Raw genomic sequence first — 15,813 nt, 5'->3', positions numbered from 1 at the left:
GTAGACCAGGTTTTCTCGTGCTTCACCATGCCTGCAGGCCTGGTAGAGCACGAGAAAACCTGGTTTACATGATCATTTAGGCGGCCGGCGGCGGGTGTGGGGTCTCGAAATGTGAGATCCGGTGCCGGCCCGCGAGACAGAACGCGGACAGGGGCGTAACGTGCTTTGAGTCATGCAGTGGTTGGTACGCATTCTTAGCTGCCGCGACGAGGTCCGATAGGCCGGCACCCCGTCGCGGAGTCGAGCGTGTCCAGCTGGCCGATTCCTCGTGACGAGGGCGCTGCTGACATCCGTGACCCGGAGCGTTCAGCGGTTCGTCGCTCATTCGCCGGGTATGCCGCCACAAGCGCATGACCACGGATGGCGGCATGCTTCGCCAACCGTGTCACCCACCACCGTCGGAGCCCCACCTCGTCAGGGCGGATGTCCGCAGCCCACAGATCCACACCCGCGCAGCGGGTTACCGGCAGGAATGGTCCTCATGACTGAAGAACAGGAAAAAGCACAGCAAGCCCTGCAGGAGGCTATGGATCGTCGCGACAACGGCGGCGAGACAGGCCACTGATCAGCACACATCGATCACAGCACAGCTTGACGGCAACGGCCCGCGCCCATGTGGCGCGGGCCGTTGCCGAAGAATGACGCGCGGCCCCTTACCACCCGCATGCCCTGTCCCGGGGGCTGCAGCTGGTGCGGATTATCGCGTCAGCACCCGGGAGGCGCTGCGCCGCACCCTGGACCGGATCCGCGCCGGTGGATACCCTCGTCGACGACGAGGAGAACGCGTACGGACTGCGATGTGTCGCGGTGCCGCTGCGATTGGACGACGACGTTCTCGGCGCGGCGAGCGTGTCAGGCGCCACCGGAGAGCTCGCCCCGGAAAGCGAAGAGTCGCTGGCGTCGACGAGGCGGTGACCCCGCCGCCGCGTCGTTGACCCCGTCGGAGACACTGGTCACCGGCCAGGCCGTCCATGACGGCTGGCTGGGCTCAGCCGTCAGCACAGCCATCAGCGCACCCATCAGCGCAGTACGAGGAGTGAGACCGTGGCGGATGTCATGACCGTGCGAGGCCCGGTTCCGGCGAGCGAGCTGGGTACCACCATGGCGCACGAGCACGTGGTGTTCGATCTCGGCACGTACTACACGCGGGCGGACGACGAACCCGACGATGCGGGTGAGGACGGCTGGGTGCCGGTCGCCCAGGACCGGCTGTGGTGGCTGCGGACGCATCCGATGAACTCCCGGGCCAACCTCGTCCACGACGACGTGGAGCTGGCGGTCACCGAACTGAACCAGTTCGCGGCCGCCGGCGGCCGGACCGTCGTCGACCAGACCGTCGCGGGTATCGGCCCTCAGCCGGACCTGCTGGTGGAGGTGTCCGAGCGCACGGGAGTGCACATCGTCGCGGGCACCGGCTTCTACATTCCCGGCTCGTACCCGGCTGAGGTTGCCGAGTGGCCGGTGGAGGCGATCGCCGACCGTCTGCGGCAGGAGCTGACCGCAGGCATCGCCGGGAGCGATGTCCGGGCCGGGATGATCGGGGAGCTCGGCGTGTCCGAGCCGCTGTTGCCGTTCGAGCAGCGGCTCCTGGCGGCGGCCGGGAAGGTGCAGGCGGAGACCGGCTGCGCCGTGGCCATCCACACCCCGTGGAGCCCGGAAGGCGTCCGGGCGACGGCGATCGCGGCCGAGGCCGCGGCGCTGGACCCGGCACGGACCGCCCTGTGTCACCTGGACAACCGGTTTGGCGACGCGACGGGGCATTATCGGGACGTCGCCAGGCACGGATTCATGTTGAGCATGGACTGCTTCGGGCGGGATTGCTACTACCCGCACCTCGACACGCAGCTGCCGTCCGACGCGCAGCGTATCCGCGCCCTGACCGAGCTCCTCGACAGCGGACTGGACGGTCAGATCCTGGTGTCGCAGGACATCTGCTTCGTCCACGAGCTGGCGGCGAAGGGCGGGCACGGGTACGCCCACATTCTGCGGAGCATCGTTCCGCGGCTGCGGCGCGCCGGCGTGACCGACGAGGCTCTTCACCGGATACTCGTCGAGAACCCTGCGGCGTGGCTGGCGGGCGGCTGAATCGCGTCCGCATCGTGAGAGTGGCGTACCGCCATTCGGACGTGAGCGATAGCGTTGGCGGTCATGACGCAGAACATCAACCTCGCCGTCATTCCGGGCGATGGTATCGGGCCCGAGGTGGTCAACGAAGGCCTCAAGGTTCTCGATGCCGTGCTCGCCGACGCGAAGGTCTCCACGACGGAATATGACCTGGGCGCTCGCCGCTGGCACGCCACCGGCGAGACGCTGCCCGACACGGTCCTGGAAGAGCTGCGCGGGCACGACGCCATCCTGCTGGGAGCCGTGGGTGACCCCGGTGTCCCCAGCGGGGTTCTCGAGCGTGGCCTGTTGCTCAAGCTGCGCTTCGCCTTCGACCACTACGTCAACCTCCGTCCGTCCAGGATCGTGCCGGGTGTCGAGACACCGCTGGCCGACCCCGGTGAGGTCGACTTCGTCGTCGTTCGTGAAGGAACCGAAGGGCCGTACGTCGGCAACGGCGGCGCGCTGCGCGTCGGCACCCCGTATGAGATCGCGAACGAGGTGAGCGTCAACACGGCGTTCGGCGTCGAGCGCGTAGTGCGGGACGCGTTCCGGCGCGCCCAGGACCGGCCGCGGCGCAAGCTCACTTTCATCCACAAGCACAACGTCCTCGTCCACGCCGGTCACCTGTGGCGGCGCACCGTCGAGCGGGTGGGCGAGGAGTACCCCGGCGTCACCGTGGACTACCTGCACATCGATGCGGCCACCATCTTCATGGTCACGGACCCGTCCCGCTTCGACGTGATCGTCACCGACAACCTGTTCGGCGACATCATCACGGACCTGGCTGCCGCCATATCCGGAGGCATCGGTCTCGCGGCGAGCGGCAACGTGAACCCGGACCGCACGTCTCCGTCCATGTTCGAGCCGGTGCACGGCTCGGCGCCGGACATCGTGGGCCAGGGGATCGCGGACCCGACGGCCACGGTGTCCTCGGTCGCGCTGCTCCTGGAGCACCTCGGCCTGGACGACGCCGCTGCGCGGATCAACGACGCGGTCACCGCGGACCTCGCCGAGCGCGGTTCGGCTCCGCGCCGCACCTCCGAGATCGGCGACGCGCTCGCGGCACGCGTCTCGAGCTAGAGGATCCAGCACCGTCCTACCGGCCATGATCATCAACGAATGCCCCTGTTATGGCGTCGGCAATCGTTGATGATCACCGGTGGGCGGCGGCCGGGCCGTGGATGAAATGCGGATGAACGCCGGTGAAGTTCCGGTGCCGAGGAACCGCTGCGGCCCGAAACGCTGGCATGGTGGTGCCGTGACCAGGCCTCGGTATGGCGAGAACCGGACGTTCCTGGCTGTTGCCCACCGGGGCGGCGCCGGCTTGGCGCCGGAGAACACGCTGGCGGCGTTCAGCCGTGCCTACGCGCTCGGATTCCGGTATCTCGAGACGGACGTCCGAGTCACGTCGGATGGGGTGTGCCTGGCCTTTCATGACGCCGGCCTCGACCGCGTCACGAGTGGCCGTGGGCTCGTCAGCAAGCACACGTGGGCCGAGATCCAGCGTCTCGCCGTGCTGGGGCGGGAGCCGATCGCCCGGCTCGAGGACGTGCTCACCGGCTTCCCGGACGCCAGCTTCGTCATCGACGTGAAGGACGAGGCCGCCGTCGAGCCGCTGGCTCGGGTGCTCCGTGCCACGGACTCGGCGCATCGGGTGTGTGCGTCCGGCGCCTGGGACAGCTGGCTGGTGCGGCTTCGCGACGCTGCCGGACCGGAGCTTTCCTGCGCTCTCGGATGGCGTTCACTCGTGGGCTGGCTGGCGTGCGAGCGGGCCCGGTTAGCCACCCCGCGAAGGCTGGTGACCGGCGGCTTCGTTCACCTTCCGATGCGGCTCGGCCGGCTGCCCGTGTTCGCAGACCGGCTCGTCGGGCGTGCACATGACCTGGGGCTGCGGATCATCGTCTGGACGGTTGACGACGCCGACCTGATCCGGCGGCTGGTGCGTCTGGGCGTCGACGGCATCATCACGGACCGGCCGGACGTGCTCCGCGAGGTGCTGATCGCGGAAGGGAAATGGCAACCCGCCGAACATGGCCGCGACGGCTCGACTATCCTTGAGGCGGCATCCGATGCCGCTGGCGAACGCGCCTCCCTGATCGACGAGTAAGCCACAGCTGAACGTCGTCCACGCGCGAACACATACCTCGGTGACCGCTCGCGGTGGCTTCTGGTTGGACGTCCTACTATCTTGGGACCCACCAGCCGCCCGTCCCGCGTGCAGGCAGCACGCTGTACTCACGGCTTCCTTGAGGAAGGGATCACGTCATGGCACCGACCGCACCGGCAGTGGAGTTCTCGACGACTCTCTCGTCGACGCCGGTACCGGCCGAGCGCCGGGCGGAGATCCTGGCCGCTCCCGGCTTCGGGACCACGTTCACCGACCACATGGTCACCGCGGTGTGGACGCCCGATGCCGGCTGGCACGACGCCGGCCTCCGGCCGTACGCGCCGTTGTCCCTGGACCCGGCCACGGCCGTTCTGCACTACGCGCAGTCGATCTTCGAGGGTCTGAAGGCCTACCGGCACGACGACGACTCCATCTGGGCCTTCCGCCCGGAGGCCAACGCCGCCCGGTTCCAGCGCAGCGCCGCGCGGATGGCCCTGCCGGAGCTGCCGGTCGAGGCGTTCGTCGAGTCGATCGACCTGCTCGTCGGCGCCGACGCGGGGTGGGTGCCCGGAGGTGGGGAGACGAGCCTGTACCTGCGGCCGTTCATGTTCGCCTCCGAGGTGTTCCTCGGGGTGCGCCCGGCCAACCACGTGACCTACGGCCTGATCGCGTCACCGGCGGGCGCGTACTTCGCCTCGGGTGTGAAGCCGGTGAGCATCTGGCTCTCCGCCGAGTACACGCGCGCGGCGCCGGGCGGGACCGGTGCGGCCAAGTGCGCCGGAAACTACGCCGCCAGCCTCGTCGCCCAGCAGGAGGCGATCGCCAACGGCTGCGACCAGGTGTGCTTCCTGGATGCGCTGGAGCGCAAGTGGGTGGAGGAGCTGGGCGGGATGAACCTCTACTTCGTGCGGGCGGACGGCTCGATCACCACCCCGTCGCTCACCGGCACCATCCTCGAGGGGGTCACCCGGGACTCCATCATCACCTTGGCGGGCGACCTCCATCACAAGGTGGAGGAGCGCCCCGTTTCCATCGACGAGTGGCGTGACGGCGTGGCGTCGGGGGAGATCACCGAGGTGTTCGCCTGCGGTACGGCGGCCGTGGTGACGCCGCTGGGCCGGCTCGCCTGGAACGGCGGCGAGCTGCACATGGGCGACGAGCCAGGCCCCGTCACCCAGGAGATCCGCACCGCGCTCCTGGACCTCCAGTACGGCCGAGCCGAGGACAAGCACGCCTGGATGCGCCGCCTGGTCTGACAGCGCCACCCACCTCACCCCGCTTGGTCACCTGATCGTCGATTTGTCGCCTGATCGTTTCCGCGGGAGCGATCAGGTGTACAAGAGCGCCGAGTGTGACCGTGGTGCATCATCTGATCGCCGCCAGCATGTGGACGCAAAACGATCAGGTGACCAAGCCGCCCCGCGATGTGCCGTTCAGTCATCTGATCGCGAACCCCCTCACATCATCGCGACCCCGGCGCATGATCACGACGACGCCTGGCCCCGACGACCCGCGGGACAGCCGTCCCAGGATGCGGACGTTTCTGTGGCCGAATCGCCGGGCGTGTGGCATGCTTCGTTACGATGTCTCTCAACATGATCATTATGTAAGCGCGCCGGCACCGAGCAACACCGCCAGGCGCGCAAACCCTTCGCATCCTCTGCGAGGGGTTTTTTGCGTTTCTGACGGCTGCGAGCCGGCGCACCCGAAGAGGCTAGAGTCGAAAACACACGCGAGGATCGGGGAGAGAAGTGACCAGCACACCGGAGCAGGCGACGAGGCTGGACGCCGAGGCGTTCCACGTCTACGACACGACGCTGCGTGACGGAGCCCAGCAAGAGGGGCTCTCCCTGTCGGTACAGGACAAGCTGGCCATTTCCCGGCATCTCGACGAGCTCGGGGTCGGCTTCATCGAAGGCGGCTGGCCGGGCGCCGTGCCCAAGGACACCGAGTTCTTCCGGCGGGCGCGCACGGAACTGAACCTGAAGAGCGCCACCCTCGCGGCGTTCGGCGCCACCAGGAAGGCCGGTGGCAGGGCCGCCGACGACGAGCTGGTGCGGGCGCTGGTGGACGCGGAGACGCCCGTGGTCACGCTCGTCGCCAAGAGCCACGTCGGGCACGTCGAGCGCGCCCTGCGCACCACCCTCGCGGAAAACCTGGAGATGATCCGGGACACGGTCTCGTTCCTGGCCGGTGAAGGCCGCCGGGTCTTCGTCGACGCCGAACACTTCTTCGATGGGTACCGCTCCACCCCGGAGTACTCGATCGAGGTGATCCGGGCAGCCGCCGAAGCGGGCGCCGATGTCGTCGTGCTGTGCGACACGAACGGCGGGATGCTGCCCGACGACGTCCACGCCGTCGTCGGCGAGGTGTCCGCGGCCACCGGTATGCGCCTCGGCATCCATGCGCACAACGACACCGGCTGCGCGGTGGCCAACTCGCTCGCGGCCGTGGCCGCGGGCGCCACCCACATGCAGGGCACGGTGAACGGCACGGGGGAGCGTACCGGAAACGCCGACCTGCTCACCGTCGTCGCCAATCTCGAGCTCAAGCGGCAGCGCCAGGTGCTGCCTCCCGGCGCGCTGCAGGAGTCTACGCGGATCGCGCATGCGATCTCCGAGCTGACCAACACGGTGCCCTATTCGCGCCAGCCCTACGTCGGGGCCAGCGCGTTCGCGCACAAGGCCGGGCTGCACGCCTCCGCCATCAAGGTCGACCCGGATCTATACCAGCACACCGATCCGTCACACGTCGGCAATGACATGCGGATGCTGGTCTCCGACATGGCCGGCCGGGCCAGCATCGAGCTGAAGGGCCGCGAGCTCGGCTTCGACCTGTCACACGACCGCGACCTGGTCGGCCGGATCACCCAGCGGGTCAAGGAGATGGAAGCCGCCGGTTACACCTTCGAGGCCGCCGACGCGTCGTTCGAACTGCTCCTGCGCGAAGAGGTCGAAGGCGAGCGCGGGCGGTTCTTCGAGGTGGAGGCGTGGCGGGTCATCACCGAATCACGCCCAGGTGTCGAGGCTGCCAGCGAGGCGACGGTCAAGCTTCGTGCCGGCGGCGAGCGGGCCGTGATCACGGGCGAGGGCAACGGCCCGGTCAACGCACTCGACCATGCGCTGCGTACGGCCATCGGCACGCTCTATCCGGAGATCGACAAGATCGAGCTGATCGACTTCCGGGTGCGCATCCTCGACGCCGCGCACGGCACCGACGCGGTGACCCGCGTGCTGGTGGAGATGGCCGACGGGGAGAGTTCGTGGGAGACCGTCGGCGTGGGGGCCAACATCATCGAGGCATCGTGGGAGGCGCTCGTCGACGGCGTCACCTACGGACTGCTCCGGCAGGGAGCCGAACGGATGTCCTGAACTGATCGAGACCCGGCGGGTGGCGTAACGTGTCGGCCATGACATTGCGGAGCCTGCTGGGCGTCGACGTGCCGGTCATCCAGGCGCCGATGGCCGGTTCTCAGGGCAGCGCGCTGGCGGCCGCCGTGTCGAACGCCGGTGGCCTCGGTTCGCTGCCCGCGGCCAGGCTGACGCCGGACGGGCTGCGGTCGGAGCTGGCTCGCGTAAGAGAACAGACCAGCGGGCCGGTCAACGTGAACTTCTTCTGCCATGCCCAGCCGGCCGTGGCCGCGCAGCGCGAATCGATGTGGCGGGTGGTCCTGGAACCCTATTACCGGGAGTTCGGGATCGACCCGAATCAGGTTTCGCCTGGCGCGGCGCGGGTGCCGTTCGGCCCGGACTTCGCCGATGTGCTTGCCGAGGATGCCCCGGCGGTGGTGAGCTTCCATTTCGGGCTGCCATCTCCGGATCTGGTGGCACGGGTCAAGGGTTGGGGCAGCGTCGTCCTCGCCTCTGCCACCACGGTGGAGGAGGCTCGCTGGCTGGAAGAGCGCGCGGTCGACGCCGTGGTGGCGCAGGGCAGCGAGGCCGGCGGGCATCGCGGCATGTTCCTGTCCACCGACCTCACCACGCAGGTGGGGACATTGGCGCTGCTGCCGCAGGTGGTGAAGGCGGTTGACGTGCCGGTGATCGCCGCCGGAGGTATCGCCGACCACCGCGGTGTGGCCGCCGCGCTGGCCCTTGGCGCGGCCGGGGTTCAAGCCGGAACCACATTCCTGCTGTGTCCCGAGGCGACCACCAGTGCGGTGCACCGGGCCGCACTGACCACGCAGGCGGCTCGGCACACGGCGCTGACCAACCTGTTCAGCGGTCGACCGGCGCGGGGGATCGTCAACCGCCTCATCCGGGAACTGGGACCGATGCGCGGAGAGGCACCGCCTTACCCGCTCGCGACGCCGGCGGTGGCACTGTTGCAGGCGGAAGCGGAACGACGCGGCAGCGGCGACTTCTCCCCGCTCTGGGCGGGACAGAACACCAGCGGCTGCCTGGAGGTCCCCGCCGCCGAACTCACCCACCGGCTGGCCGCCGGCTTCTGACGGAGACATCGATAGGCCAGGCCTCAGATCGGCTGATGCTCCGGCTTGGGGCTCGGCGACGTCCCGGCCGGTCCCCCTTCGCCGGGAACGGCCCGTCGTCGTGCGCGTCAGCGTGGTGACGTTTCAGCTGACCGGGTGCTCCGGCACCGACTCCGGGCCAGAAGGTGTGTCGTCTGCCAGCCCGGTCGGGTCGGTGAGGCGCCGGTCTCCGAGGAGGAACGCGCCACCCACGACGAGCATGAGGACGGTCACCCCGAGCGCGTTGGCCAGGGTGCGCCCGTAGCCGAGCTCGACAACGTCAATGAACGGATAGGGATACCAGTCCCGGGCGGCGCCGCGGATCAGCGTGTAGGCCAGCCAGGCCAGCGGCCAGATCAGCGTCCACAGCAGGACACGGCGGCCGAGTCGCTGATGAGGGTCGAACAGCGCCCAGCCTGCCACGCCGAGCAGCGGTGACAGGTAGTGGAAGCCGACGTTGGTGGCGGCGGCGAGCCCGTCCAGCTCCACGATGGGGCGTAGGAGCGTGACGAAGACGATCCCGGTGACCGTGATGCCCATCAGGCCGGCCAGCCGCAGCACCCGCCAGGCCGGCCCGTCGTAGCGTGGATTCTTGACTAGGACGGCCGCGGCGACGGCCAGCAGGATGTTGCTCTGCACAGTGAAGTAGCTGAAGAAGTTGACAACGCGGGTGGGCGTGGGCGCCAGCTCTTCGCCCTCGGGCACCAGGACCTCGATGCCGCGGATCACCATGACGAGCTGGGCACCGAGGGAGAGGACGATGACGAGCAGGGTGGCCAGATGCCACCCTCTCGCCACCGTCGCCGAACGCCGCCAGGCTCGCATGACGACACAGTAGTGCCCCGCGCACGTGTGCGCAGGCGATCCCGGAGCGTAGGCGACGGCGCGCCGGGACCTCGCGTGCGTATCGGGGCTCACGGCGAGGGGGAACACTGCCCAGGGTGGCCGGGTTGAACCAGGCGTGCATGGTGAATACAAGGTGCCGGGCGGCAAGCTCGTCGTCGCGGACCTCGTCGTCGTCGGTGACGTGATCAGCAAGGCCACCATCAGTGGTGACTTCTTCCTCGAACCCGACGACGCACTGGAACGGATCAACGCCGCCCTTGCAGGGGTGCCCGTCGCAGCGTCAGCCGCCGAGCTGTCAGCACGGGTGCGCTCGGCGCTCGACGGCGCCGTGATGCTCGGTTTCAGCGCGGACGCCGTTGCCGTGGCCGTTCGCCGGGCGGTGACGGGCGCGACTACCTGGACCGATCACGCGTGGGAATTCCTGCCGGGCGAGCCCTACGAGCCGGCGTTGCAGATGGCGCTCGACGAAGTCCTGGCCGAGGAGGTCGGGTCGGGGGAGCGGCCGCCAACGCTGCGGGTGTGGGAGTGGGCGTCCAATGCCGTGATCATCGGTAGTTTCCAGTCGGTACGCAACGAGGTGGATCTGGACGGCGCGCGCAAGCACGACGTGACGGTGGTGCGGCGGATCAGCGGCGGCGGCGCGATGTTCGTCGAGCCGGGGAACACCATCACCTACTCGCTGTACGTGCCGGAGTCCCTGGTGTCCGGGCTGTCCTTCGTCGACTCGTACGCCTTCCTCGACGACTGGGTGGTCGGTGCGCTGAACGATCTCGGGATCGCGGCGTCGTATCAGCCGATCAACGACATCACCTCGCCCGCGGGGAAGATCGCCGGTGCCGCGCAGAAGAGGCTGGCCGGCGGCGTCGTCCTGCACCACACCACCATGGCCTACGACATTGACGCGGCCAAGATGCTCGAGGTCTTGCGCATCGGCCGGGAGAAGCTGTCCGATAAGGGCACCAAGAGCGCGAACAAGCGGGTGGACCCGCTGCGCAGCCAGACCGGCATGGCGCGGGCCCATGTCATCGACCGGATGGTGGGGACCTTCCGTTCCCGGTACGGGCTGGTCGGCGGCACGCTCGGGGACGCGACGCTAGCGCGGGCGAAGGACCTGGTGTCCACGAAGTTCGCGACCGAGGAGTGGCTTCACCGCGTCCCGTAGCGTCGCGTAGCCCTGCCCCATTCGGAGCGCCGCCGTTTCACAGCGGCAGCGGGGCGAAGGCCTCGAGGATGCGACCGCGCAGAGCCGCAGAACGGTCGGCGAAGGCGCGCTGTGCCGCGGCGTACTCGGCCTTGCCCTCGCGGGTCTCGATGCGGATCGGCTGGTAGCCGAGGCCGGCCAGATCGTAGGGGGAGGCGCGCATGTCCAGTTCGCGGATCTCGCCGGCCAGCTCGAACGCCTCCAGGGTCAGCTCACTCGGGATGAGCGGAGCCAGCCGAAAGCAGACCTTGTAGAGATCCATGTTGGCGTGCAGGCAGCCGGGTTGCTCGTGCGTCTCCCGGGTGCCGCTGGTCGGCTGGAGCGAGTTCCGCGGACGCGCGTCGTCGGTGAAGAACCGGAACGCGTCGAAATGCGAGCAGCGGATCTGGTGCGCTTCGACGACCTCGTCCGTGCCTTGGTGTCCGAGCCGCAGCGGCCAGTCCTCGTGCCGGACGCCGCCCGCCGCGGTGCGATACACCATGGCCCACTCGTGCAGGCCGAAACAACCGGTGAACGCGGGGCGCGACGCGGTGGCGGAGAGCAGGCGACGCGTTCCCTCGACGAGGTTCCGGCGGCGCTCGACGAAATCCGGATCGACGACGGTCCCGTCCGGGGTCTGGACATAGCCGCGCCATCCGGAGTGCGGCGGTTCACCAGCCAAGACGACGCCCGGCCCTGGATGCCATCGGCGCAGGTGAGCGGGGCGATTGTTGTAGTAGGTGAAAAGGAAGTCGTGTACGGGATGCTTGCGTCCGCTGTGCTGCCGCGCCAGATGGGGCGCGATCAGGGCGTCGACCCGCTGCTCGTACGCCTCCATCCGCGCACGCCACTCCGGCTCACTCACGTACCGCACCGGTCCAGCGTAGGAGACACGTCCGGTCTCGCCCCACGGACCGGTCAGTGAATATGCGCCGCGGACCGGTTCGGTATTCGGCAGCGTGGCGAGATAGCCTCCGTTGCGTGCGTATAGCGAGGTTCACGACGGGTGACGATCCCCGATTCGGCGCGGTTGGTGAGGATCAGGACGGCCAGACGGTGCTGGCGGTGCTGGAAGGCGATCCGCTGTACAAACCGGTGCAGCTGACGGGTGAGAAGCTCGCCCTCGACGAGGTCCGCCTGCTGGCGCCGGTGATCCCGCGAAGCAAGGTGATCGGGGTGGGTCGCAACTATGTCGACCATGCCGCCGAACTGGGGAACGACGTGCCCGAGGAGCCGTTGCTCTTCCTCAAGCCGAACACCGCGGTGATCGGGCCGGACGATCCCATCGTCATGTTCCCGGCGTCGGACGAGATCCATCACGAGGCGGAGCTCGCGGTGGTGATCGGGCGGATCGCGAAGGACGTCCCGCGGGAGCGGGTGCCCGAGGTCATTCTCGGTTACACCTGCGCCAACGACGTCACAGCGCGCGACCTGCAGCGCAAGGACGGCCAGTGGGCCCGCGCCAAGGGTTTCGACTCGTCGTGCCCCCTCGGTCCCTGGATCGAGACCGATCTGGATGTGGCGGACCTGTCGGTGCGCTGCGTGGTCAACGGCGAGGCGCGTCAGGTCGGCCGGACGTCGCAGATGGTGTTCGACGTGCCCACCCTGGTCTCCTACATCAGCTCCGCCTTCACGCTGCTGCCGGGCGACGTGATCCTCACCGGGACGCCGGCCGGCGTCGGCCCGATCCAGGCCGGCGACCACGTCGTCGTCTCGATCGAGGGGATCGGCCTGTTGTCCAACCAGGTCGTCGCACCCGACGACGACGCCCCCTCCCCATGATCATCGACGGCCTCGAGCATCATCATGTGCGCGATCGTCGATGATCATCGGCAAGGCCCGGCGCGGGCGCGTTACCCTGCATGCTGGCGGGTCCGCGCGCCCACCGCGCGGACGTATCGACTTAATCGAAGGTGGTTTCAGTGACTGACGGCGTCAACTCGTCGGATGCATTTGTGCTCGGCGACGTCGCCCCGAAAGACGTCCGAGTCCGGTTCTGCCCGTCGCCCACGGGTAACCCGCACGTCGGGCTCATTCGCTCGGCGCTGTACAACTGGGCGTTCGCCCGGCACTACGGCGGCACGTTCGTGTTCCGGATCGAGGACACCGACGCCTCGCGCGATTCCGAGGAGTCCTACGAGGCTCTGCTCGCGTCGCTTCGCTGGCTCGGACTGACGTGGGACGAGGGCCCCGAGGTGGGCGGTGACGCCGGCCCGTACCGGCAGTCGCAGCGCCGCGAGCTCTACGACGACGTGGCTCGCAAGCTCGCCGAGGCCGGCAAGGCTTATCCGTGCTACTGCACCACCGCCGAACTCGAGGAACGACGCGAGGCGGCACGGGCCGCCGGGAAGCCGAGCGGTTACGACGGGCACTGCCGCTCGTTGACGCCGGAGCAGATCGCCGCCTTCCAGGCCGAGGGACGCGAGTCGGTGCTGCGGATGCGCACCCCCGACGAGACGGTCAGGTTCACCGACCTGATCCGTGGCGAGATCAGCGTGGACCAGGACAACCTGTTCGACTACGTCCTGGTGCGGGCGAACGGACACCCCCTGTACACGCTGGTCAATCCGGTGGACGACGCCCTGATGGGCATCACTCACGTGCTGCGCGGCGAGGACCTGCTCTCCTCGACGCCGCGCCAGCTCGTCTTGCATGAAGCGCTGCGTGACCTGGGCATCGCGTCCGGTCCGCTGCCACGGTTCGGCCACCTGCCGCTGGTTACCGGCGAAGGCGGCAAGAAGCTGTCCAAGCGGGAGCCAGAGTCGTCGCTGCAGCTCTACCTCGACCGCGGCTTCCTCCGGGAGGGGCTGCTGAACTATCTGGCGCTGCTCGGCTGGGCCATCGGCGAGGACCGGGAGGTCTTCTCCATGGAGGAGATGGCCGAGGCCTTCGACATCACCAGGGTGAACTCGAACGCCGCCCGCTTCGATCTGAAGAAGGCCGAAGCGATCAACGGCATTTGGCTGCGCCGGCTCCCGGTCGAGGAGCTGGCCGAGCGGATGGTGCCGCATTTGCAGGACGCCGGGCTGCTGGAGCACCCGCCCACGCCGGAGTCGGTGGAGGTGCTGCGCGCGGCTACGCCGCTCGTCCAGGAGCGGATGGCCGTGCTCGACGAGTCGGTGGGCATGCTCGGCTTCCTGTTCGCCGCCGACGACGCGTTCCAGCTTGACGCGGGGGACGCGGCCAAGGTGCTGACGGCCGATGCTCGCTCCGTCCTGGAGGCCGCCAGGTCCGCCCTGGGTGAGCTGGAGACGTGGGCCACTGAACCCATCCAGGATGCGCTGAAGGCTGCTCTGGTAGAGGGTCTGGGGCTCAAGCCCCGGCTGGCGTTCGGCCCCGTCCGGGTTGCCGTCACCGGCCGCCGGGTGTCCCCGCCGCTGTTCGAGTCCATGGAGCTGCTCGGCCGGGAACGCACGCTCGCCCGGATCGACGCGGCACTGCCGCTGACCGATGCCAAGGCGTGACCTAGGTCGCGTCGTGCCGGTTTGGTGAGCAGCGCGCTCAGCGGCTATTCTTACCGGGCGATCGGGCGGTGATCCCGCCCGAAACCGTGGGGTATGGTGTAATTGGCAGCACGAGTGATTCTGGTTCACTTAGTCTAGGTTCGAGTCCTGGTACCCCAGCAACAATTCTGCGTTGATCAGGGACATCGCGTTCCGTTTTTCCGACAAGCCGTGGGCAACTTCCATGCGTGCGGCCGCCTAGCCTCCCGTGCGTCGGCGCCCGGTGACGGCTGCGCTATGACATGGCGCGAGTGGTACAGGTGACCGCGCCCTTTGGTCGGATTCATGCGAGTTTTCATCTGGCCTATTCACACCGTCGTGCGGACGGCGTAGTATGCACGTCACCCTGTTGTTGATCATGAAGCACAGAGGCGGTAGCGCCTCTGGCTGCGATGAAGAACAGTACGGTCTCTCCGGTTGATAGAAGGGTCGATGAGAATGGCATTCAGGAACATTGTCAACGTGGGGGCGGCGCTGACCATGGCGGCCGCACTCAGCGTGTTCTCGGCGCTCGCCGCGTCTGCTCACGTGGAACAGGCTTCAGGTCAGGGGTCCTCCAGCATCGACGAGTCGAACAGCGATGATTTCCGCCTGCGTTTCGGGACGAGCAATGACGATTGTCGACTCCGGTAACCCGATGGGCCGTCGAAATAGTCGATGCTCGTGAACGGTGGAGGCTCCCGCGGCTAGCGTTGCGGGGCTCAGCACTGCTGCTCAACGCGGGCATTGCCGCACAGGTTGCTCTCCGTCGGTAGGCCACACCTGCACAGCCACCTGTCCAGGCCGGTGACGGTCGAAATCCAGGCGCTCACCTGGCATGCGAGGAAATCGGCGCAGTGCATGGTGTTACGAGCCCGGCCGGGCGGGTGGCTGTCGGGTCGCCATCACTCGACGGAGGACGACGCGTTCGACCAGCGTCCACGTCGTCGTGGTAACCAGGTACACGAGTGCGGCGAGCGGCGCAATCGGCACGGCGACGACCACGAGAAACGGCAGGACGCCGGTGACCCTCCGCATGGTGTCGACCGTCGGCTTGTCCGGCTCGGCCGTCAGCGGCGGCGTCGTGCGGCGCTGCAGCCAGGCGACGGCGACCAGGGCGGCGCCGAGCCCAGCGAACGGCGCCATCGCGATCAGGTCACCCGTCAGCGCCACGAGGCGCTCCCCGAGCGGAACGCCGAAGAGCGTCCCCTCCAGGAGGGTGTTGGACTCGCCCGACACGGTGGGGGACAAGAACAGGCCATAAACGGCGAGGAAAACCGGAGCCTGTAGCAGCGCGGGCAGGCAGCCGGCCAGCGGCGACGTACCCTCGTCCCGGTACAGGCGCATGGCTTCTTCACGCAGCCGCACCGGGTGACTCCCGTATTTCCGACGCAGTTCGGCGAGGCGAGGTGCCAGCCGGCGGCGTGCGAACTCGGCCCGCATCTGGATCCACCCCAGCGGCACCAGCGCTGCTCGGACCAGGACGGTGAGGACGACGATGGACAACGCGGGCGCGGCGGTGCCGGCCAACGGGCTCAGCAGGCCGATGAGAACCGAGACGATGGAGGATGCCAGGCCGATGAGGAACGCGATGGGGCCGAACGTGTACACGAGGACCAACTCTCTT

General features: G+C 68.4%; 13 protein-coding genes and 1 tRNA gene. 11 read left to right on the top strand and 3 right to left on the bottom strand.

Translation table 11 applies throughout. The annotated features are described in order from the left end of the window. Nucleotides 1-753 precede the first annotated feature (753 nt). The 7 genes from G1H11_RS26685 to G1H11_RS21920 all read left to right on the top strand — a co-directional run bounded on the left by G1H11_RS26685 (nucleotide 754) and on the right by G1H11_RS21920 (nucleotide 8,660). Nucleotides 754-915, top strand: coding sequence for an IclR family transcriptional regulator domain-containing protein (locus G1H11_RS26685; protein WP_216844019.1), 162 nt, complete (start codon nucleotides 754-756; stop codon nucleotides 913-915). Between the two features lie 129 nt (nucleotides 916-1,044). Beyond that, nucleotides 1,045-2,085 carry a phosphotriesterase family protein gene (locus G1H11_RS21945; protein WP_163820753.1) on the top strand — a complete coding sequence of 347 codons (1,041 nt, stop codon included), beginning with the start codon at nucleotides 1,045-1,047 and terminating at the stop codon, nucleotides 2,083-2,085. A gap of 63 nt (nucleotides 2,086-2,148) precedes the next feature. Next, nucleotides 2,149-3,186, top strand: a complete 1,038-nt coding sequence (locus G1H11_RS21940) for a 3-isopropylmalate dehydrogenase (protein ID WP_163820752.1) — start codon at nucleotides 2,149-2,151, stop codon at nucleotides 3,184-3,186. Between the two features lie 178 nt (nucleotides 3,187-3,364). Next, complete coding sequence (locus G1H11_RS21935; protein ID WP_163820751.1) at nucleotides 3,365-4,213, top strand: glycerophosphodiester phosphodiesterase family protein; 849 nt, start codon at nucleotides 3,365-3,367, stop codon at nucleotides 4,211-4,213. A gap of 158 nt (nucleotides 4,214-4,371) precedes the next feature. After that, nucleotides 4,372-5,469, top strand: a complete 1,098-nt coding sequence (locus G1H11_RS21930; protein ID WP_163820750.1) for a branched-chain amino acid aminotransferase — start codon at nucleotides 4,372-4,374, stop codon at nucleotides 5,467-5,469. 495 nt (nucleotides 5,470-5,964) lie between these two features. Next, complete coding sequence (gene cimA, locus G1H11_RS21925; protein ID WP_343074905.1) at nucleotides 5,965-7,584, top strand: citramalate synthase; 1,620 nt, start codon at nucleotides 5,965-5,967, stop codon at nucleotides 7,582-7,584. Between the two features lie 38 nt (nucleotides 7,585-7,622). Then, nucleotides 7,623-8,660: an NAD(P)H-dependent flavin oxidoreductase gene (locus G1H11_RS21920; RefSeq protein ID WP_163820749.1), complete on the top strand. Its 1,038-nt coding sequence runs from the start codon at nucleotides 7,623-7,625 to the stop codon at nucleotides 8,658-8,660. Nucleotides 8,661-8,783: 123 nt separating this feature from the next. Here the strand turns inward: G1H11_RS21920 and G1H11_RS21915 are convergent, their stop codons facing one another. Then, nucleotides 8,784-9,503: a Pr6Pr family membrane protein gene (locus G1H11_RS21915; protein ID WP_163820748.1), complete on the bottom strand. Its 720-nt coding sequence runs from the start codon at nucleotides 9,501-9,503 to the stop codon at nucleotides 8,784-8,786. Between the two features lie 136 nt (nucleotides 9,504-9,639). Here G1H11_RS21915 and lplAB point away from each other — a divergent pair, with 136 nt between their 5' ends. Then, a complete protein-coding gene (lplAB, locus tag G1H11_RS21910) occupies nucleotides 9,640-10,686 on the top strand; it encodes a lipoate-protein ligase LplAB (RefSeq protein WP_163820747.1) in 1,047 nt (348 codons plus the stop codon). 37 nt (nucleotides 10,687-10,723) lie between these two features. Here lplAB and G1H11_RS21905 read toward each other — a convergent pair whose 3' ends face one another. Further along, on the bottom strand, nucleotides 10,724-11,578 hold the full coding sequence (locus tag G1H11_RS21905; protein ID WP_343074904.1) for a 3-methyladenine DNA glycosylase: 855 nt from the start codon (nucleotides 11,576-11,578) through the stop codon (nucleotides 10,724-10,726). 107 nt (nucleotides 11,579-11,685) lie between these two features. On the opposite strand from G1H11_RS21905, the gene G1H11_RS21900 reads away from it, so the two are divergent. From G1H11_RS21900 to G1H11_RS21890, 3 genes are all read left to right on the top strand, one after another. Beyond that, complete coding sequence (locus G1H11_RS21900) at nucleotides 11,686-12,486, top strand: fumarylacetoacetate hydrolase family protein (RefSeq protein WP_163820746.1); 801 nt, start codon at nucleotides 11,686-11,688, stop codon at nucleotides 12,484-12,486. A 140-nt stretch (nucleotides 12,487-12,626) separates the two neighbouring features. Next, complete coding sequence (gltX, locus tag G1H11_RS21895; RefSeq protein WP_343074903.1) at nucleotides 12,627-14,168, top strand: glutamate--tRNA ligase; 1,542 nt, start codon at nucleotides 12,627-12,629, stop codon at nucleotides 14,166-14,168. Nucleotides 14,169-14,255: 87 nt separating this feature from the next. Beyond that, nucleotides 14,256-14,327, top strand: a tRNA-Gln gene (locus G1H11_RS21890). Between the two features lie 726 nt (nucleotides 14,328-15,053). Here G1H11_RS21890 and G1H11_RS21885 read toward each other — a convergent pair. Next, complete coding sequence (locus tag G1H11_RS21885) at nucleotides 15,054-15,797, bottom strand: membrane protein insertase YidC (protein WP_163820745.1); 744 nt, start codon at nucleotides 15,795-15,797, stop codon at nucleotides 15,054-15,056. Nucleotides 15,798-15,813 lie beyond the last annotated feature (16 nt).

It is taken from the genome of Phytoactinopolyspora alkaliphila (assembly GCF_010550695.1).
Lineage (GTDB): Bacteria > Actinomycetota > Actinomycetes > Jiangellales > Jiangellaceae > Phytoactinopolyspora > Phytoactinopolyspora alkaliphila.
The sequence above is the reverse complement of the archived record's forward strand: the minus strand, read 5'-3'. Positions and strand labels throughout refer to the sequence as shown.

Bases quoted from the DNA above. Each gene is read 5' to 3' on its own strand.
- G1H11_RS21920 (WP_163820749.1), top strand. From the start codon at position 7,623: ATGACATTGCGGAGCCTGCTGGGCGTCGACGTGCCGGTCATCCAGGCG.
- G1H11_RS21915 (WP_163820748.1), bottom strand. From the start codon at position 9,503: ATGCGAGCCTGGCGGCGTTCGGCGACGGTGGCGAGAGGGTGGCATCTG.
- G1H11_RS21930 (WP_163820750.1), top strand. From the start codon at position 4,372: ATGGCACCGACCGCACCGGCAGTGGAGTTCTCGACGACTCTCTCGTCG.
- G1H11_RS21940 (WP_163820752.1), top strand. From the start codon at position 2,149: ATGACGCAGAACATCAACCTCGCCGTCATTCCGGGCGATGGTATCGGG.